Origin of the sequence: Nannocystis pusilla, assembly GCF_026626665.1 — a bacterium.
GTDB classification, from domain to species: Bacteria; Myxococcota_A; Polyangia; order Nannocystales; family Nannocystaceae; genus Nannocystis; species Nannocystis pusilla.
The window spans coordinates 10,281,040-10,299,855 of sequence record NZ_JAPNKE010000002.1 but is presented as its reverse complement, the minus strand read 5'-3'; the positions used below and the strand labels follow the sequence as shown (position 1 = coordinate 10,299,855).

General features: G+C 72.7%; 18 protein-coding genes and 1 tRNA gene. 8 read left to right on the top strand and 11 right to left on the bottom strand.

Going from position 1 to position 18,816, the window contains the following annotated elements; all coding sequences use genetic code 11:
• The first annotated feature begins 12 nt into the window (after positions 1-12).
• Complete coding sequence (locus OV079_RS45560; protein WP_267776181.1) at positions 13-1,593, top strand: benzoate-CoA ligase family protein; 1,581 nt, start codon at positions 13-15, stop codon at positions 1,591-1,593.
• 42 nt (positions 1,594-1,635) lie between these two features.
• Positions 1,636-2,412 carry a creatininase family protein gene (locus OV079_RS45555; protein ID WP_267776180.1) on the top strand — a complete coding sequence of 259 codons (777 nt, stop codon included), beginning with the start codon at positions 1,636-1,638 and terminating at the stop codon, positions 2,410-2,412.
• Between the two features lie 178 nt (positions 2,413-2,590).
• Here OV079_RS45555 and OV079_RS45550 read toward each other — a convergent pair whose 3' ends face one another.
• The 3 genes from OV079_RS45550 to OV079_RS45540 are packed head-to-tail and all read right to left on the bottom strand — an operon-like array spanning position 2,591 to position 3,641.
• A complete protein-coding gene (locus OV079_RS45550) occupies positions 2,591-2,899 on the bottom strand; it encodes a putative quinol monooxygenase (protein WP_267776179.1) in 309 nt (102 codons plus the stop codon).
• 40 nt (positions 2,900-2,939) lie between these two features.
• The gene (locus tag OV079_RS45545; RefSeq protein WP_267776177.1) at positions 2,940-3,323 is read right to left on the bottom strand and encodes a hypothetical protein; all 384 of its coding nucleotides are present in this window, start codon (positions 3,321-3,323) and stop codon (positions 2,940-2,942) included.
• A gap of 18 nt (positions 3,324-3,341) precedes the next feature.
• Entirely contained in the window at positions 3,342-3,641 is a 300-nt protein-coding gene (locus tag OV079_RS45540; RefSeq protein ID WP_267776175.1) for a putative quinol monooxygenase, read from the bottom strand.
• Positions 3,642-3,957: 316 nt separating this feature from the next.
• Between OV079_RS45540 and OV079_RS45535 the strand changes: the two genes are divergently transcribed.
• The gene (locus OV079_RS45535; RefSeq protein WP_267776174.1) at positions 3,958-4,782 is read left to right on the top strand and encodes a foldase protein PrsA; all 825 of its coding nucleotides are present in this window, start codon (positions 3,958-3,960) and stop codon (positions 4,780-4,782) included.
• A gap of 176 nt (positions 4,783-4,958) precedes the next feature.
• On the opposite strand, the gene OV079_RS45530 is transcribed toward OV079_RS45535, so the two are convergent.
• Positions 4,959-5,585 carry a 5-formyltetrahydrofolate cyclo-ligase gene (locus OV079_RS45530; RefSeq protein WP_267776172.1) on the bottom strand — a complete coding sequence of 209 codons (627 nt, stop codon included), beginning with the start codon at positions 5,583-5,585 and terminating at the stop codon, positions 4,959-4,961.
• A 124-nt stretch (positions 5,586-5,709) separates the two neighbouring features.
• Here OV079_RS45530 and OV079_RS45525 point away from each other — a divergent pair.
• From OV079_RS45525 to OV079_RS45510, 4 genes are all read left to right on the top strand, one after another.
• Positions 5,710-5,782: transfer RNA gene (locus OV079_RS45525), tRNA-Gly, on the top strand.
• A 740-nt stretch (positions 5,783-6,522) separates the two neighbouring features.
• On the top strand, positions 6,523-7,239 hold the full coding sequence (locus tag OV079_RS45520; RefSeq protein WP_267776170.1) for a hypothetical protein: 717 nt from the start codon (positions 6,523-6,525) through the stop codon (positions 7,237-7,239).
• Positions 7,152-8,069, top strand: a complete 918-nt coding sequence (locus OV079_RS45515) for a hypothetical protein (RefSeq protein ID WP_267776168.1) — start codon at positions 7,152-7,154, stop codon at positions 8,067-8,069. Before OV079_RS45520 ends, OV079_RS45515 begins: the two co-directional genes overlap by 88 nt.
• Complete coding sequence (locus OV079_RS45510; RefSeq protein ID WP_267776167.1) at positions 8,042-8,308, top strand: hypothetical protein; 267 nt, start codon at positions 8,042-8,044, stop codon at positions 8,306-8,308. The genes OV079_RS45515 and OV079_RS45510 overlap by 28 nt, the downstream gene beginning before the upstream one ends.
• Positions 8,309-8,765: 457 nt before the next feature.
• Here OV079_RS45510 and OV079_RS45505 read toward each other — a convergent pair whose 3' ends face one another.
• From OV079_RS45505 to argS, 4 genes are all read right to left on the bottom strand, one after another.
• Positions 8,766-10,343 carry an Ig-like domain-containing protein gene (locus OV079_RS45505; RefSeq protein ID WP_267776165.1) on the bottom strand — a complete coding sequence of 526 codons (1,578 nt, stop codon included), beginning with the start codon at positions 10,341-10,343 and terminating at the stop codon, positions 8,766-8,768.
• 41 nt (positions 10,344-10,384) lie between these two features.
• Positions 10,385-11,125 (bottom strand): hypothetical protein, encoded by a 741-nt coding sequence (locus OV079_RS45500; RefSeq protein WP_267776164.1) that lies wholly within the window; start codon positions 11,123-11,125, stop codon positions 10,385-10,387.
• 306 nt (positions 11,126-11,431) lie between these two features.
• Positions 11,432-11,824 carry an MAPEG family protein gene (locus tag OV079_RS45495; RefSeq protein WP_267776162.1) on the bottom strand — a complete coding sequence of 131 codons (393 nt, stop codon included), beginning with the start codon at positions 11,822-11,824 and terminating at the stop codon, positions 11,432-11,434.
• A gap of 286 nt (positions 11,825-12,110) precedes the next feature.
• A complete protein-coding gene (gene argS, locus OV079_RS45490) occupies positions 12,111-13,922 on the bottom strand; it encodes an arginine--tRNA ligase (protein WP_267776160.1) in 1,812 nt (603 codons plus the stop codon).
• A gap of 81 nt (positions 13,923-14,003) precedes the next feature.
• On the opposite strand from argS, the gene OV079_RS45485 reads away from it, so the two are divergent.
• Positions 14,004-14,147, top strand: a complete 144-nt coding sequence (locus tag OV079_RS45485; protein WP_267704541.1) for a hypothetical protein — start codon at positions 14,004-14,006, stop codon at positions 14,145-14,147.
• Between the two features lie 58 nt (positions 14,148-14,205).
• On the opposite strand, the gene OV079_RS45480 is transcribed toward OV079_RS45485, so the two are convergent.
• The 3 genes from OV079_RS45480 to OV079_RS45470 form a co-directional block, all read right to left on the bottom strand.
• Positions 14,206-16,515: a DUF4185 domain-containing protein gene (locus tag OV079_RS45480; RefSeq protein WP_267776158.1), complete on the bottom strand. Its 2,310-nt coding sequence runs from the start codon at positions 16,513-16,515 to the stop codon at positions 14,206-14,208.
• 147 nt (positions 16,516-16,662) lie between these two features.
• Positions 16,663-17,532, bottom strand: a complete 870-nt coding sequence (locus tag OV079_RS45475) for a CheR family methyltransferase (RefSeq protein WP_276602958.1) — start codon at positions 17,530-17,532, stop codon at positions 16,663-16,665.
• Positions 17,525-18,811: a response regulator gene (locus tag OV079_RS45470; protein WP_267778799.1), complete on the bottom strand. Its 1,287-nt coding sequence runs from the start codon at positions 18,809-18,811 to the stop codon at positions 17,525-17,527. Before OV079_RS45470 ends, OV079_RS45475 begins: the two co-directional genes overlap by 8 nt.
• Positions 18,812-18,816: the final 5 nt, after the last annotated feature.

Below are 18,816 nucleotides of genomic sequence, written 5' to 3'. Positions count from 1 at the left end.
TGCCCGCGACCCATGCCCGCTCCGATCGTCGTCCCCGATCGCCTCAACATGGCCGAGTGGTTCCTCGACGCCCGCGTCGCCGAGGGCCTCGGCGACAAGACCGCGATCTACTGCGGCGACGCGCAGGTGACCTACCGCGAGCTGATGGCCGCGTCGTGCCGCGTCACCAACTTGCTGCGCTCGCTCGGCCTGCGCATCGAGGACCGCGTGCAGCTGCTATTGCTGGACACGCCCGAGTTCGCGGCGGCCTACTTCGGGGTCTTGCGCGCCGGCTGCGTGGCGGTGCCGACGAACACGTGGCTGCTGCCGGCCGACTACGCCTACTACCTCGAGTACGCGCGGCCGCGGGCGGTGATCGTCGACGCCGAGGTCTACCCGCAGCTCGAGCCGGTGTGGCGCGACGCGCCCTACCCGCCGATCGTGATCGTGGTCGACCGCGCCGGCGCGCCTGTCCCGAAGGACACCCTCGACTGGCACGCCGAGCTGGCCCGCCAGCCCGACACCGCGCGCACCGAGCCGACGTACCGCGACGACTTCGCCACCTGGCTGTCGTCGTCGGGCTCGACCGGCAAGCCGAAGTGCGTCGTGCACATGCACCACGACTTCGTGTGGAACACGGTCGCCTACGCCCAGCGCACCCTCGGCATCCAGCGCGAGGACGTCACGATCTCGGCGCCCAAGCTGTTCTTCGGCTACGCCCTCGCCAGCAACATGCTGTTCCCGTTCAGCGTCGGCGGCAGCTGCGTGCTGGTGCCCGAGCGGGTCGCGCCCGAGCGGTGGTACGGCCTCGTCGAGAAGTACCGCGCGACCCAGTTCGTGACGGTGCCGACGACGATCGCCAAGATGCTCGACCACCTCGACGAGGCGGAGCGGCGCGACCTGTCGTCGCTGCACTCGTTGGTCAGCGCCGGCGAGGCGCTGCCGTCGCGGCTGTACCGGCTGTGGAAGCAGTCGACCGGGGTCGAGATCTACGACGGCATCGGCTCGGCCGAGATGTTCCACGTCTACATCACCAACCGCCCCGGCGACGTGAAGGACGGCAGCCTCGGCAAGCTCGTCGAGGGCTACAGCTACCGCCTGATCGACGACGACGGCCGCGACGTCCCGCCGGGCGAGATCGGCACCCTCGTGATCACCGGGCCCTCGGCCGGCCAGGGCTACTGGCGCATGCGCGACCTCAGCCGCGCGACCTTCTGGGGCGACTCGGTCAAGGGCGCCGACAAGTTCCTCGTCGACGCCGACGGCTACTTCTGGTTCTGCGGCCGCGGCGACGACATGCTCAAGTGCTCGGGCGTGTACGTCTCGCCGGTCGAGGTCGAGAACTGCCTCTTGGGCCACCCCGCGGTCCACGAGGCCGGCGTGGTCGGCTACCGCGACGCCGACGGGCTCGAGCGCGCGGTCGCCTACGTCGAGCTGGCCGCGGGCCACAGCCCCGGCGAGGCGCTGGCCGCCGAGATCCTCGCCCACGCCCGCGCCAACATCGCCGCCTTCAAGGCGCCGCGGCGGGTCGAGTTCGTGGCCACCCTGCCGCGCACCGAGACCGGCAAGATCAAGCGCGGCGAGCTGCGCAAGCTGGCGGCCGCGCTGACCTGAATATTTTTTAGAACATGTCCCCTCGCACCTGGTCGATTCGCCATGGCTGAACAGACACCCGGTCTCTACGTCCGCTTCGCCGAGCTGAGCTACCCCGAGGTCGAGCGGCTGCTCGCGCTGCCGCAGCCCAAGGTCGCGCTGCTGCCGGTCGGCAGCACCGAGGCGCACGGGCCGCACCTGCCGCTGTCGACCGACAGCCTGATCGGCGAGGCGGTGGTCGGGCTGGCCGCCGGCGAGCTGGCCGGGCGCGGGCACCTCGCGGCCGTGCTGCCGCCGATCCACTACGCGGTGACCGAGTGGGCCAAGGACTTCGCCGGCTCGACGTCGATCGGCGCCGAGGTGGCGATCGGCCTGGTCCTCGGGACATGTCGGGCGATCCGGGCGATGGGCTTCGACCGCGTGGTGGTGTTCACCGCCCACCTCGAGCCCGACCACATCGCCTCGCTGCGGGAGGTCGCGCGTCGCTACGAGGCCGACACCGGTGACACCCTGCTGTTCGTCGACACCACCCGGCGCGCGCTCGCGGCCCGCCTGACACCGGAGTTCCAGAGCGGCTCGTGCCACGCCGGCCGCTACGAGACCAGCCTGGTCCTGGCGATCCGCCCCGACCTCGTGCGCATGGACCTCGCGGCCGGGCTGCCCGAGCACCCGGTGCCGCTCGCCGAGCACATCCGCGCCGGCAAGCGCGGCTTCCTCGAGTGCGACATGCCGCGGGCCTACTGCGGCGCGCCGGCGGCCGCGACCGCGGAGGAGGGCCGGGAGATCCTCGCTACCCTCGCCACCCTCGTCGTCGAGGCCGTGGTCGCCTCGCTCGCCTGAGCCTCGGCGCTCGACGCTGCGGTCGAGGCCGCCTCGCTCGCATGAGCCGCAGCGCTCGACGCCGGGTCGTCACTCTGCGCCACGAGCTCGCGGTCGCCTCGCTCGCATGAGCCGCAGCGCTCGACGCCGGGTCGTCACTCTGCGCCACGAGCTCGCGGTCGCCTCGCCCGCCTGAGCCTCAGCGCTCGACGCTGCGATAACGGGCGAACCGCGGCGCCGCGCGCAGGAGCGGCGTCAGGCGGGCCAGCGCCACGGTCACGTGGGGGCTGCGCATGTGCGCGTCGGCCGACGCGTCGCCGTCCCAGCGCTCGACCGTGACGAGCTGCGTCGGGTCGGCCGCCTCTTGCAGCACCTCGAAGCGCGAGCAGCCGCGCTCGGATCGGCTGCGCTCGGCGAGCTCTTGCAGGAGCGCGAGCGCCCGGTCGAGGGCGACGCGCTCGACCGACAGCTTGACCACGGCGAGGATCGACGGGTTGAACACGGGCATGGGTCTCTCTCGTTCTTCTTTTCTCTTTAAAGATAAGGATTCAGCCGAGGGCCGCGCGCATGCGCGAGATGGCGTCGGGGAGCACCACGCTGACCATGATCCCGAGCTGGGCCCGGGTGCAGTCGAGCGCCATGCCCATGCGGTACTTGTCGGACAGGTCGACGACGATGATCATGACCTGGCCGTCCTCGCCGAGGCGCAGCATGGTCTGATGCACGTACTCGGGCACCGGCAGGCCGGTCTTCTTGAGGGTGTCGCTGATGCGGTCGAACAGGATGTTGAACAGGGCGCACGCCCGCGGCGAGGTGCGCAGGCCGGCGATCGACATGCCCGACGTCTTGGCGAACACGTCGATCGCGGCCAGACCGCCGAACATCGAGTCTTCCATCTCCGTGAGCGTGGCGCGGACTTCCTGGACGTTCATGGCGCTCCTCCTCGCGGCTCAGGCGACGCGGACGTGGCGGACGATCGCCGACGGCTGCTCGAGCAGCGGGCCTATCGCCACGAACGCCTGCTCGGTGTGCTCCGCGCTCAGGTGCGCGTCCGCGGCCTCCTCGCTGGCCCACACCTCGATCACCACGAACTCGCGCGGGTCCGTCGTGCCCTGGTAGGCCTCGAAGCGGCGGTTGCCGGGCACCTCGCGGCCGGCCTGGACGAGCTCGCGCATGGCCCCGGCGAACGCCTCCGGCGCGTGCGGCCGGGTCGACAGGGTGGTGACGACGTGGACCGTGGGTTCTTCCATGCCGGCAAGGTGCAGGCCGCTCGCGGGGCTGTCGATTGCTGATTTCGTCGCTTCGATGGGTCGAGCGGCGGTCGCGGTCGCGATTCGCGAGCGCCGCGGCCAGCCGCGCATGGCGCTCCCGGCGGCCCCGGCGGCGGCCTCGCGCGGCGATCGCCGCAGTCACATGTCCTCGAAGACAGGCCCGATCGACCCTCCCCGCTTGTCGATATCCGTCACCGGGGCCGCGGGGCGAGCCGTGCGACGGCGTCAAAGTCGCGAGTACGCGCGGGTGGCCGGCGCTCGCACGTCGGGGCCGTCGGGGTGTATCCTGGCCGCGATGACGCGCGCTGCCCTGTCCTGCCTCGTCCTTTTGTTGGCCGCTTGCGACGGCGGCGCCGCCAAGTCCGGCGAGCCGCCGGCCGAGCCGGCCAAGAAGGTCGAGGCGCCGCCGCCCGCCAAGGCCGAACCTGCCGCCCCGCCGGCGCCGAAGTACCCGCAGGGCGAGGCCGACGAGGCGTGCGCGAAGATCGTCGTGGTCGCCTGGCAGGGGGCCGAGGGCGCCGAGCCGACGGTCACCCGCGACAAGGCCGCCGCCCAGGCGCGCGCCGAGGAGCTGCGCACCAAGCTGTCCTCGGGGACAGGCTTCGCCGAGCTCGCCGGCGAGTCCGACGAGCCGAAGACGAAGGCCAAGGGCGGGGCGATGGGCACCTACGCGAAGGACAAGTGGCCCGAGAAGTACGCGCCGCTGAAGGACGTGGTGTTCGCGCTCGGCATCGGCGAGACCTCGGCGGCGGTCGAGCACCCGCACGGCTTCGTGGTCGCGCAGCGCTGCAAGGTCGAGAAGGTCCACACGCGGCACATCCTGGTCCGCTACGCCGGGGCCAAGAACGCCGAGGCGAAGATCAAGCGCAGCAAGGAGGAGGCGCAGAAGCTGGCGACGGAGCTCCACGCCGAGGCCAGCAAGGCCGGGGCCGACTTCGAGGCGCTGGCCAAGAAGCGCAGCGAGGACAGCTCGGCCGAGCGCGGCGGCGACCTCGGCTCGGTCGGCCGCGGGATGTTCGCGCCGGCGTTCGAGACCGCCGCGTTCGCGCTGAAGCCCGGGGAGCTCAGCGCGGTGATCGAGACCGACTTCGGCTTCCACGTGATCCAGCGGGTCGACTGAGCGCCGGCGCGGCCGGCTCACGCCGCCGCCGACCCGCCTCGCTCGTGCCCGACGAGCCGCTTGCGGCCGCCGACGGGGCCGCCCAGACGGTCCTCGCGGGGACATGACCGATCGGACATGCTCGCAAGCGAATGTACGAAAGGGCATGTCATCTCGGACATGCTCTTCCGGACATGTCACTGCAGGCTGACGCAGTCGATCAGGCCGAGCTCGGTCGCCAGCGCATGGACGCCGACGTCGTGAGGCTCCTCGGGCAGCGCCTCGACCAGCTCGTCGCTGAAGCACAGGCCGACGCGGACCGGGCGCGAGAGGGTGCGCAGCGGGGCCATCGCGCCGTCGTAGTGGGCCTTGCCGTAGCCGAGGCGGACGCCGGTGCGGGTGAACGCCAGGCCCGGCATCAGCACCAGGTCGACGTCGGTCTCGGCGAGGGCCACGCCCGGGCCTTCGCGCGGCTCGAGCAGGCCGAACGGGGCCGGGGCGAGCGCCACGAGGTCGGTGACGGCCACGAACTCGATGTGCTGGCGGCGCGGGCCGGCCATGCGCGGCAGCCACAGCTGTTTCCCGGCCGCGAGCGCGGCGATCAGCAGTGGGCGGGTGTCGGGCTCGCCCTTGACGCCGACGAACGCGGCCACCGAGGTCGCCGCGCGCCAGCGGGCCTCCGCGAGCACGTGGGCGCACAGCTCGGTCGAGCGAGCGGCTGCGTCTTCGGGGTCCGTTCGCGCCGCCTGGCTGCGCTGTGGGCCCGGATGTCCGCCTTCGAGTGCATCCTCCGCGCACTTACCGCGAGCAGACGCGCGCCGCAAGAAAAGCGCGGCGCACGGAGCGTCAGGCCCGGCAGCGCCGCCCGAGCCCGGCGCTCGCGGGGCCCGTGGCGGATGCGCACCGGACTTGCGGCCGGGCGCGCACCCTGGTAGACATACCGGCCCCGCGGGAGTAACTCAGTTGGTAGAGTGTCAGCTTCCCAAGCTGAATGTCGCGGGTTCGATCCCCGTCTCCCGCTCTCTCGCACAAGGCCCCGATTCGGGGCCTTGTTCGCTTCGGGGCTGCGCGCTCGCCTCCGTTGACGCTCGTGGTCCGCGTGTGAAACGCTGCCGGCGATGCTGCTGGCGTGGTCGTTGCTGCTGGCGCCCTTCGACGCGCAGCAGCTTGATTGCCGCGTCCCCGCCGCGAGCTGCCCGCCGGGAATGACCGGACCCGCGTGCGACCTGCCGTGCCTCGCCGCGGCCTGCGACCACGCGCGCTACTGCCACGGCGACGGCGACACCTACGGCCTCGCGGCGTTCGGGGCCCGGCTGTTCGCGCTCGGCCCCGGTGAGCCCGACTGGCTGGTGCGGCTGCGGCTGCTGCAATTCATCGTCGACCACCCGCGCGACCTCGGCCTGGCCGCCGGCCTGCGCGCGCGCGACCTCGGCCTGCCGGCGACGCCGATCGGCCGGGTCGAGGCCGGGGCGCTGCGCCTGCTGCGATTGCGTCAGCACTACCGCGAATGGCCGGTGTTCGGCGCCGACGCCACGCTGACGCTCGTCGCCGATCGCGGCGGGGTGATCGGGATCCGCGGCGCCGTGGTCGACGGCCGCGAGGACTACGCCTTCGTCGCCGCGCCGGCCGCTCGCGACGTCGCGGTCGCCAGCGTCCTCGCGCACGCCGCCGCGCGCACGGGGCTCGACCGCGAGGCATTGCGGCCCGTGCAGCTGCGCCTGGTCGCGTTCCCGCGGGCGCGCGCTGGGGTGGGCGGCCGCGGTGTTTCACGGCTCTGCGCGGGTCGCCGACGTGGTCGTCGCCGCCGATCCGCGCGCCCAGCTGTTGCCGCTGCTGTCGTTCACCGACCCGACCGCCGCCGGCCTCGGCGACGCGCTGGCGTTCGAGGTGCGGGCCGAAGCGCTCGACGGCGACATCTTCACCGCGCCGATCGAGACGGTGCGGCTGCCGACCACCGGGTCGCTCTCCGACGGCAACGTGCGGCTGGCCGACGCGCAGGTCGTGCTGATCGACGCCGCGGGGGCCGAGTCGCGCGCGGAGGCGCTGGCGAGCCCGATCTACGGCGAGCTCGGCGGCGAGTTCGACGCCTACCCCGACTCCCGCGAATACGGGCTGCAGAACTCTTATTATTTATTGCGCAGCTTCTATGCCCATACCGACGCCTTCATGCACGGGCGCTGGGACAGCGCGCTGCCCACTTTGGGGCTGGACAGCGCGCTGCCGGCGGGGCAGTTCGCGCCGCGCCTGGTGGTCGCCGCCGATCCGGCCGCGCCGCTGTGCGGGGCCGAGGCCGCTGGTGCGTGTCGTCGGCCTGGGCCGGGGCGACCGCCGAGCCGCCGGAGGCGCTGCAGCACCCGGCCGGCCCCGGACCGCACGAGGTCGTCGGGGCGATGTACCTCAAGGGCGCGAACCAGTCGTCGTCGGTGCTGCCGCACGAGTTCGGCCACTTCGTCGATCTGTTCGCCGCGCCGGGCCTGATGTTCGAGCCGTTCGTGTGCATGCCGTGCGCGGCCGACTGCCACCCCGGCACCACCGACGACGTCCTGCCGCTGTCGGAGACCTACGCCAGCCTGATGGCGCTGTGGTTCTACCGTTCGCTCTACCCCGCGGCCGGCCGGAGCGACTCGTGCGCGACGCTGACGCGGCTCAGCCTCGGCGAGAACCGCAACCCGCACAACGCGGCGTGTCGCCCGAGCGGCGCCGACTTCTCGCGCTTCGTCGCCGACGACGACCCCGCGTGCACCAGCGACGAGAACGAGTTCCCCGACCTGTGCGACCTGCCGACGCAGACGGACATCGACTTCGCGGAGGGCACCGGCCTGTGCGACCGCGGGGTCGGCTATGCCGTCGACAGCTGGTTCCAGGCCTTCTGGGAGCTGCTGCACGCGGAGAGCTGCGCGACCGCGCCGCCCTACGAGTGCACGCCGCTGCCGGCCCTCGCCGCCGCGCCGGCCCATGACGCGATCGGCCGCGCGCTCCTCTACGCGGCCCAGGTCAGCAGCAGCACCTACCGCGGGTTCGCCGACGACAACGCCACATACATCGCCTGCAACCACGGCGAGGCGGCCTACGCGGTGCTCAACGAGGTGCTGTGTCACCACCAGATCCGCCCGTGCGAAGCCCCGATGCCGGCGCTGTGCGAGTTCTGCGGCGACGGGGTCCGCAGCGGGGGCGAGGCGTGCGACGGCGGCGACCTCGGCGGCCAGACCTGTGAAGATTCGGGTTTCGCCGCGGGGACGCTGAGCTGCGACGCGCGCTGCCGCTGGTGGTCGAGGGCTGCATGTCCCCGGAGACAGGTGATAATTTGACCGGCTCGACCGGGGCCGAGGAGTCCCCGACGACCGGGGCCGAGGAAACGCTCACCACCGGCGCGACCGGCGAGACCACGGGGAGCTGGAGCGCGGGCGCGGCGTTCGTGGCTCCGCAGACGAGCGAGGACGGCTGCGCGTGCGACTCGCGAGCCGGCGGGGCGTGGTGGCTGGCCGCGCTGGGGCTGGCGCGGCGACGGCGGCGCGCTCGAGGCGGATGTCTGAACGGGCATGCTTGATAAGACATGCTTATTAAGACATGCTCTTATGAGCATGTCGTATGAGACCTGCTCGATCGCGCCGCCCGTGAGATGATCCACGCGACCGCACCGGCGCGATGAACCCGCGCGCCTCGTCTCGGCGTCATCGCCGGACGCGGTCAGGGGCTCCGCGCATCGGCACGTGACCGTCGGACCCGCGCGATTCGAGCACCCGGGGTCGCGCGAGTCGCCCTGGCGTCGGCGTTGGACCGACGCGCTTCGAGCGGTCGCAGCTCCACGCATCGGCACCATCGGACCGACGCGATTCGAGCGGTCGCGGCTCCACGGGCATCGGCACGTCACCGCCGCGCCGGGCGCAAGTCGAGCGTCCGGGGTTCCGCGCGCTTCGGCACGGCACCGTCAGGCCGGGCGCAAGTCGAGCGTCCGGGGTTCCGCGCGCATCAGCGCTGCACCGTCGCGCGCGCCGGTCCGCACGTCAGCGCCGGCGGCGGCGCAGCCCGAGCAGCGCGAGCAGGCCCCACGCCGCGCCGGTCGGTGCGCCGTCGGTCTTGCACGCGCACGAATCGTCGGCGTCGCCGGCCGCGGCGCCGTCGCTGCCCTCGCCCTCGCTCGCGCCGCCCGCCGTCGCGCCGCCGTCGCTCGTGGCGCCGGTCTCGTCGCCGGTGCTCGCGTCGCCCGTGCTCGCGTCGCTGTCGCCCTCGCTCTCACCGGCGCTGGTGGTCGGGGCGGCGGAGCCCTCGACGGTGATCGAGATCGTGTGCTCGGCGGTCTGCTCGGCCTGGTCCATCACCAGCGCGGTCAGCTCGTAGCTGCCGGGCGGCATGTTGCTGAGGGTGAACTCGAGGGTCGCGTTGTAGTCGACCACGTCGGCCACCAGCTCGCCGTCGTGCTCGATCATCAGCTTCCAGCCGTAGCCGCCGTAGTCGTCCCACGGCTCGAACACCACGGTCACGTCGTCGCCCTCCTGGAACACGGCGCCGTCGGCCGGCGCGGTGATCGTGATCTCGGGCGGCACGACGTCGGGGCCCGGCGGGGCGTAGATCGCCGACAGGGTGCGCGAGTCGTCCTGCAGCTCGCCGTCGTTGCAGTGGCACTTGTTGATCCCGACGCACGCGCCCGACTGACCCTGCACGGTGATGATCGGCGTGCACTCGGCGCCGAAGCCCATGTCGATCGGCGCGTACGTGTCGTAGCCGAACGCCATCACCCGGTCGTTGCCCTCCGTGTGCCCGAGCCCCATGGTGTGGCCGATCTCCTGGCTCGCCACGTTGGCCTGGTTGCTCGTCGACTCGTCGTTGACGAACGCGTAGCAGACGTTGCGCAGCCCGATGTCCTCGCAGTCGGAGCCCGGCGCCACGCCGCCCGACGGCCCGGCGGTGGTGTCGCTGTAGTGGCCGCCCATCATGATCATCACGTAGGGCAGCACCTTCGGCGGGCGCTCGAGGTAGACCACGCGCAGGGCCCAGGCGGCGAAGTCGGCCTGGACCGCCTGCGCGACGGCGATCGCCCGCTCCTCGCCGCCCGTGTACACCGGGTACTTCGAGCCGGTCTTGGCCAGCGCCGACCAGTTCTCGGCCGAGTTGTCGCCCATGCCGTTGTAGAGCACGCCGCCGGTGTAGTTCATGTAGATCGTGCCGCGGCGCGGGTACTCGGTGCCGCGGCGGAACTCGCCGGGGTAGATGCCGCCGGGGACGGCGTCGGGGTACGCACACAGCTCGTCGGCGCCGGGGCCCTCGACCTTGCCGGCCGCGACCTCCGGCCGCGCGACGAACGGCGAGATCACGGGCGCGCCCTGAGCGACGGCCTCGGGCACGACCATGCCGCCGAGCTGCACCCAACCCGGCGGCAGCGTCCCGGGCTCCTTCTCGACCACCGGCAGGCCCTCGTGCGCGGCCAGGTCCGAGAAGGTCGCGCCGTCCGCGGGCGCGGGCAGGAGCGGCACCGCGTTGACGGCCCCGGGGCGGAAGTCGAGCACCACCGGCCGCGCGTCGGGGGCGTACGGATTCGCCACCGCGGCCGCGGCGAGCGTGAGGACCAGCGTCGAGCTCGACATCGGCCGATCGTAGTCGCGGATTGACCCCGCCCCGCGGACCGCTACGATCGCTCGCCGTGCGCGACCTCTCCACCTCGACGCGACAGCGGGCCTTCGTTTCGCGTGTCGCGTCGCTCGGCTCCGCCTGTGCGGAGCACGTCGGGTCGTCGCGAGGCGCGCGGGCCTGCGGTCGGTCGGTGCAGGTCGTCCTCGCGCTCGCGGTCGCGGGCGCGACGATCGAGGTCCACGCGGCCGAGCCCATGCTGACCCCGGTCGCGCCGTTTCGCCGCCGCGGCGGTGAGCTGGGGCTCTTCGCCGACAGCAGCATCGCCAGCCAGCTGACGCTCGTCGGGGTCAGCCTGCGCGGCGGTTACTTCCTGCGCGAGAGCCTCGAGATCGGCGGCGAGCTGCAGGCGACGGTGCTCCTCGCCTCGCCCACCGACCCGTCGCAGCGGCCGCGCGCCGGCGACCCGGGCGCGGCCTTCCGCATCGCGCCGATGGTGCGGTGGATCCCCCTGCGCACCGAGACCTTCGCCGCCTACCTGCTCGCGGCCGTCGGCCCGCAGGTGCTGGGCGCCCGCGGCGGGGTGCTCGGCCACGCGGTCGCAGCCCCCGGCGCGACCATCCACCTCGGCGGCCGCGTCTGGCTCGACCTGGCGATCCGCTTCTCGCTCAGCTTCCCCGGCGGCCGCTGCCGCGCCGCGTTCTCGGCCCCGGCCGCGCCGGGCTTCTGCGAGCTGCAGTTCGGCCCGCAAGTCGGCCTGCTCGCGGCGTTTAAACGGCCTTGGCCCCGAAATGGACATGTCCGTTCGGACATGCTTTTTACGGCATGCTCTTTCGGTCATGCTCTTTCGGTCATGTCCGTTGAGCTGCGATCGTCGGCGATCGTCGATCGCTCGGCGGCTCACGCATCGCCCGGCCGCGGCGTGGGGCGAGTTCGCGGCGGGTGTTCAGGAGCGCCGTCGCTCGTCACGACCTCGGCTCGTCCCGCCGCGCCCTCGATGATGCAAGCGACGCGTCCTCGCTCGGGCGCGTCGCTCCGGCGTCACCGCCGGTCCGGGTGCTTCACCCGTCGTTGCGTTGCGCGGCTCAACTTCGGGCCGCGCCGGCTACGCCCACGCCGGGCTGGTCATCAGCGCCAGGCTGGCGCCGAAGCCGACGCTCCACACCAGCGAGCGCGCGTAGTGGATGTCGGCGAGGTAGAGGACCGGATACACCAGGCGCGCGGCGATGTAGGCCAGCGCCAGGCAGTCGACCACCCCGCCCTTCGGGGCCGCGACCGTCGCCACGAGCACGCCGGCGGCGAACAGCGGGAAGCTCTCGATCTGGTTGGCGTGGACCGCCCGCGCCCGCGCGCCCCAGCCGGTCAGGCGCTCCTGCTGCGCGCGCGGGTTGCGGTTGTCGTAGCCGCTGCCCTCACGCGCCTGAGCGGCGGCCAGCGGGAACTTGCTGAGCGGATGGAGGAGCGCGGCGGCGAACAGACACCAGAGGGCGACGGTCATGGCGGCGACGCTAGCACGAAGGCATCGCCACGACCTGCGGGCGAGCCCGCCTCCGAGGCGCGGCGCGCGGGCAACCGCGCTCGCGTCGGAGCGTGCGAACCGGGCCGCGGACGGCGGAGCGAACTCGACAGCGAGGCCGCCAGAAGCCGGCAACGTCAGCCGATCTCAACGGCGCCGCTGCGCCGCCGCCTCGAGAGCCGCGCAGCCCCGCGGTCTCTGCCGACGCCGCGCAGCCGTCTCCCGGCCGACGCCTTCGTGTCGCCGGCCTCTCCGCAAGTGACCGCGACTACATCCGCCGCGGCACGGAGATCCCGAGCACCGCCAGCGTCTCGCGCAGCGCGTGGACGAACGCGTGGACGAGCAGCAAACGCGCCTGCAGCAGCGGGCCCTCGCTCGGCTTCACGCGGCAGTTGTCGGCGTTGTAAAACCGGTTGAAGGTGCGGCACAGCTCGAACGCGTAGGTGCACACGATCGACGGCCGCAGCTGCTCGGCGGCGGCCGCCAGGGTCTGCGGCAGGCGGTCGAGCGCCAGCAGCAGCTCGCGCTCCTGCGGCTCCTTCAGGCTGGCGGTGACGGCCTGCACCGCGGCCTCGCTGGCGAGCAGCGCCGGGTCGAGGGCCTTGCCGACCTCGCCGCACTCGCGGAGGATCGAGCCGGCGCGGGCGCCGGTGTACTGCAGGTACGGGCCGGTGTTGCCGTCGAGGTTGAGCCAGGCCGCGAGGTCGAACACGATCTTCTGGTTCACGTCGCGGTTCAGCATCCCGTACTTGATCGCGCCGAGAGCGACGGTGCGCTCGGCGGCGTCGATCTCCTCCGGCGACCACTGGCCCTCGAACTGCTGGAACCACGTCTTGCGCAGGTGCGCCGTCATCTGCTGGCGCAGGCTGCGGAACAGCACCACGTTGCCCTTGCGCCCGGCCATCGGCCCGTCGGGCAGCTCGACCATCTCGTACGGCACGTGCTGGCAGCGCTCGGCCTGATAAAAACCCATCTTCTTGAGGGTGAGGAAGACGTGGCGGAAGTGGTCGCTCTGGCGCACGTCGACGACGTAGATCGAGCGGTCGATGCGGTACTCCTCGAACTTGAGGCGGGCGAGCGCGAGGTCCTTGGTCGAGTAGAGGCTGGTGCCGTCCTGCTTGCGCAGCATGAAGAACGGCATGTGCTTGACCTCGTCGTTGACGACCCCGACCGCGCCGTTGGAGACGACGAACACGCCCTTGTCGAGGAACTCGGCGACCAGCTTGAGGCCGGGCTCGTCGACCTCGCTCTCGAAGAACACGCGGTCGAAGCCGACGTCGCACCACTTGTAGATCTCGGCGAACTCCTCGAGCGACCACTCGCGGGTCTCTTGCCACACCGCCATGATCTCCGGCTCGCGCGCCTCGAGGCGGTGGAGGATCTCCGACGTGCGCGCCTTGGCCTGCTGCAGCTCCGCCGCGGCCGCGACGTCGCCGGCCTGCGCCTGGTCCTCCCAGGTGTCGAGCTGGTTGCTGGCCGCCGCGTACAGCTCGCCCAGCCACTCGCCGCGGCGGTCGGCCGGCGGGGTGCGGTCGTGCAGGCGATCGAGGTACCACCACAGGCACTTGGCGATGTGCGCCCCGACGTCGCCGAGGTAGTTGGCGGCCACGACGTCGTCGCCGGCCACGCGCAGCAGCCGGACCAGCGAGTCGCCGAGGCACAGGTTGCGCATGTGGCCGACGTGGAACGCCTTGTGCGTGTTGGGCTGCGAGAACTCGACCATCACGCGCACGCCGGTGGCCGGGCGCCGGGCGGGCTCGCCGGCGGCCAGGCGCGGCAGCACCAGCGCGGCGGCGCGACCGAGGTCGAGGGTGAGGTTGACGTAAGGGCCGGTGGCGACGGCCCGCGAGAACATGCCGGCAGGATCGGCGAGGCCCGCGGCGATCTCGGCGGCGATCTGCGGCGGACCCTTGCGCAGGGCCTTGGCCAGCTTGAAGCACGGGAACGCGAAGTCGCCGAGAGTCGGGTCCGGCGGGGCCGCGAGGCTGGCAGCGACCTCGTCCTCGGTGAGGCCGGCGGCGGCGGGGAGGACCGGGTGCAAGGCGCGGGCGACCGCGGCGACGAGCGAGCCTGGATGCATGGCCGGCGAGGGTAATCGCGCGCCGGAGCCCCTGCAACCGGGGCGCGCGCCGCGTCCGCCGGGACGTGGTAGAAGCGGCCCGTGGGCAACGTCTACGCGCTCGTCGCCTTCGGGCTCCTGTGGCTGGTGCTGGCCGCGTTCTTCGTCTTGCTGATCCGCACCCTCGTGATCCAGGCCCGCCGCCGCCGCGAGGGCGACCCGCGCGTGTGGGAACACGGGCTGTGAGCCGCCGACCGGCGGCTCACTGGAGCTCGACCCCCAGCGGCGCGCCGGGGAGCTGCGCTCACTCCCAGCGGATCTCGACCAATTGCAGCGTGCCGCTGATCGACACGATGTCGTTGGAGAAGGCCTCGAAGAAGGTGAGGTAGTCGACGGCGCCGCCCTCGCGCGCGAGCTCGGGGTGCAGCATGGCGTCCTGGATCCGCGGCACGCGCTGCGGATCGCGCGGCCGAACCAGCTCGGCCGCGTCGGACCACGGACCCGTGAGCGCCGGCGCCGTGCGCAGGACCACCGCCGGCTCCTCGCGATCGGCGTAGACCGCCACGTAGGCGCCGGCGTGGTCGCTCCAGTGGACGCTCATCGCCCCCGCGCCCTCGAACAACTCGTCGGCCCGGCGCGGCGACGACGACCACCCGCCGTCGGCGTACCAGCGCCAGGCGTCGCGCTCGAGCGCGTGCGCCAGCGGGGCGCGCTGCAGGGTGCAGGCGCCGCCCCGGCCGCCGCAGGCGAACGCGTACACGTGCTCGTCCTCGGCGAGCGCGGCGGAGATCCGCGGGCCCTCGGCGCCGAACAGCAGGGTCGGTTCGGCGCTGCCCTCGGCGACCTCGGGCCGGACCGGGCGGCCGCCGAGGTCGTCGCGCCACACCGCGATCGAGCTGCCCACGTGCTGGTTGTCGCGGTTGTCCGGGTACTGGATGACCTTGCGGTAGAAGATCAGCACGCGCTCGCGCTCGCGGTCGTGGACCATCGGACCTGGCCAAAGGGACACCCGCGGGCAATCCTCTTCGAGGTCGCAGTCGCCGCCGCGCTCGTAGCGGTAGCGGCCCTCCGCGCCGACGTACGGCAGCAGCTTGTCGTCGTCCTCCTCGTCGGCGGTCTGATAGGCCGTGAACGGGTAGAGGCCGTCGCGCGCGTCGAAGTCGGCGGCCACCGCGGCCGCCGTGGCCACCCGGGAGGAGCTGAGCCGGCCGGTCGCGGTGCGGAACGCCCACACGGCGCGGTCGCCGACGGCGACGCTGTGACCGCCCTGGACGGTGGGCAGATCGGGCGCTCGCCCCAGCGGCAGCTCGCCGAGCGGGAGCGCCTCCGCCACGCTCAGGCTCGGCGGCCCGCCGCCGCAGCCGCTGACCGGCAGCGCCAAGAGACATGTTCCGACGAGCATGTTCGTTCGGACATGTGATTTTCGCCGCCGACGCCCGAGGAGCAGCAGCCCGAGCAACAGCGCCGCGCCGCCCGGCTCGCCGCTGCGGCAGCCGCAGCCCGCAGGGGCCAGGCAGGTGTCGGGCGGCGCCCAGCTCGAGTCGGGCTCGACGAAGTTGAACGGGGACAGCTCGCGGGTGCCGGCCCAGGTGAACTCGAGGCTCGCCGACAGGTCGCCGTGGCGCGCCCGCAGCAGCAGCTTGCGCGCGCCGTCGCGGTCCTCGGGGGCGATACAGTCGTCGGCGAGGACGAGGGTGTCCGGCGGCGTCAGCTCCGGCCAGTAAGCCATGTTGCCGGCCTCGGCCGACCACGCGATCGGCAGCCCGACCACCAGGTCGCCTTCGTCGTCGCGCGCGACCGTCCGGGCCGCGAACGGCACCGAGGTGCGACCGATCAGCGGCGCGTCGTCGTCCTCCATGAAGTAGAAGGCGCCGGCCAGCTCGAGCGAGGTCACCGCGTCGGCGGACACGCCCGTCACGCGCGCGAGCGGCCAGCGGTGGCCGGCCAACTCGAAGGTCGCCTCCGCCTCGGAGCCGGCGAAGGTGACGAGCTCGAGCTGCTGGCTGGGATAGGTGACGGGCGCTCGCCCGCGCGTGGTCGTCCAGGTGACCGCGGGCGCCGGCTCGGACTGCCGCGCGACGATGTGATGCGTCCCGGGCTCGAACAGGGCGACGCCGATGGCGACCTGCTCGCCGGCGACGACCTTGAACTCGCGCGGCAGCCGATCGAGCCACTCGGCGCCGAGGACGGTGACCACCGGGTTGTCGCGCATCGCATAGCGCACGACCGTCGCGTCGAGGCCGGAGGTGACGCGAGCCTCGACGGCGTCAAGGCTGACGACGCGCATCTGCACGCGGTCGGGCTCCTGGCCGGGGGCGCCGCAGGGCGCGTCGACCGTCCACACGACCTCGCCGGGCGACTCGACGACGAAGCAGCCGTCCTCGTCGACCACGACCGGGCCGCTGGCGTGGACGGCCGCGTCGTCGCAGGCCCCCTCTTCCGGACAGGCCTGGCAGCGCAGATCGGGGCAGATCCGCGTGCCTGTGAGGACGGGGTACGGAGGGTCCCAGTAGTCGGCGGCGAAGAGGTCGCGGGCGGTGCTCAGGCCGTCGACCACCAGCCGGAAGTCGCCGCGCTCGCTGACCATCTCGGGCGGATCACAGGCCGTGAACATGACTGCACAGGATGCCACCGACCACACACGTCTCATGCCGGCAGGATAACCGCAGTCTTCGCGGCTGTCGAAGTCGCCGGCGATCTTTCTCGATCGTGCCAGCGGCGCCCGTCGACTTATGCGACGTGGCGAAATGCGACGCCGGCTTCAGGCGAGGCGGCGGAAGAACAGGCGCTCGCGGGCGTCGAGCGGCTCGTAGTCGTGCTCGTGCGGGCTGCCGCTCAGCGACTCCTTGCGCCCGAGCGCCAGCAGGCCGCCGTCGCCGAGGCTCTCGTGGAGCAGCCGGTGGGCCCGACCCTGCAGCTCGGCCCCGAAGTAGATCAGGACGTTGCGGCACACGATGAGGTCGAAGCGGCCCGGCGACGGGTCGCTGCCGAGGTCGTGGCGGTCGAACACGATGTTTCGCCGCAGCGCCTGCTTGACGATCGCGCGGTCGTAGCGGGCGGTGTAATAGCGGGAGAAGTCGCCGCGCGCGCCCGAGTGCAAGTAGTTGGCGGTGTACTCTTGCATCAGACTGATCGGGAAGATGCCGGCCCGGGCGCTGCGCACCAGCGCGTCGTTGATGTCGGTCGCGTGCAGCCGGGCGCGCTCGTACAGGCCCTCCTCCTCGAGCACGATCGCCATGCTGTAGGCCTCCTCGCCCGTCGAGCAGCCGGCGTGCCAGATCCGCAGCGATGCGCGCTCGCGCAGGCGCGGCACCACCTGCTCGCGCAGCGCCCGGTAGAAGCTCGGGTCGCGGAACATCGCCGTGATCCGCACCGACAGGGCCAGGCGCAGGCGCTCCATGCAGGCGACGTCGTGCAGTACGCGCTCCTGCAAGGCGGTGACGGTGGCGAGCCGCTCGGCGCGGATCTGGTTCCAGATCCGCCGGCGCAGGGAGGCGCGGGCGTAGCCGCGGAAGTCGAGGCCGTAGCGGCGGTGGATGGCCTCGAGCAGGAGGTCGAGCTCGAGCTCCTCGAGCTCGGACACGGGCCGGAGGTCCGCGACCGAGAGCACGCGGACCGGGGCGTCAGCCATACAGCCACACGCGGAGCAGCGAGAGCAGGCGGTCGGGCTCGACGGGCTTGGTGATGTAGTCGGAGGCGCCGGCGCCGAGGCACTTCTCGCGATCGCCGCGCATGGCCTTGGCGGTGAGGGCGATGAGCGGCAGCGAGGCGAACCGCGGGTCCTTGCGGATCTCTCGCATCGCCTCGTAGCCGTCCATCTCGGGCATCATGACGTCGAGCAGGACGGCGTGGATGTCGGGGTTGTCGCGCAGGATCGCCAGGCCGCGCCGGCCGTCCTCGGCATACAGCACCCGCATCTTGTGCCGCTCGAGCACGCTGGTGATGGCGAAGATGTTGCGCACGTCGTCGTCGACGACCAGCACCCGCTTGCCCGTGAACACCGGGTCCGCGTCGATCTGCTGCGCGAGCAGCTGGTGGCGCGTGGACGGCAGGTCGGCCTCGACGCGGTGGAGGAACAGCGCGGCCTCGTCGAGCAGGTGCTCGAGCGACTCCGGGCTCTTGACGATGATCGCCTCGGTCATGCGCCCGAGCTCGAGCTCCTCCTCGGCGCTCAGCGCCTGGCCGGTGTGGACGATGATCGGCAGCTCGCGCAGGCGGGCGTCGCCACGGACGGCGCGGATCATCTCGAAGCCGGACATCGCCGGCAGGCCGAGGTCGACGATGGCGCAGTCGAAGTGACGCTCGCGCAGCAAACCGAGGCCCTCCTCGGCGCTGCGGACGGCGGTGACGACGACGTCGCCCTCGCCGTCTTCGATGAGGTCGACGAGGGCGTCGCGCTGGAGCGGGTCGTCCTCGACGACGAGGAGGCTGCGGACGCGGCGCTCGACGAAGCCCTTGACGTCGGCGAGCGCGGCGGCCAGCGCCCCGCGCGAGACCGGCTTCGACAGGAAGGCCAGCGCGCCCTGCTTGAGCGCCCGCGGGCGGGCGTCGACCTCGGCGCCGGAGATCAGGTGGACGGGGATGTGGCGGGTGCGCGGGTCGTGCTTGAGGCGGTCGAGGACGGTCCAGCCGTCGAGGCCCGGCAGGTTGAGGTCGAGGGTGATGGCGTCGGGCTTGATGTCGCGGGCGAGCGCGAGGCCGTCGTCGCCGCGCAGGGCGACGAGGCCCTTGAAGCCCTTCTCGCGCGCGAGGTCGAGGATCAGGCGGGCGAAGGTGGTGTCGTCCTCGATGATGAGGAGGGTGCGGTCGCCGGGGACGATGCGCTCGCGGTCGTCGCGGAGGAGCGCCGGCGAGGCCTCGTCGGCCGCGCCGTCGGTCGGCAGGTCGAGCGAGCTGGGGCCGCCGAGCACGGCCT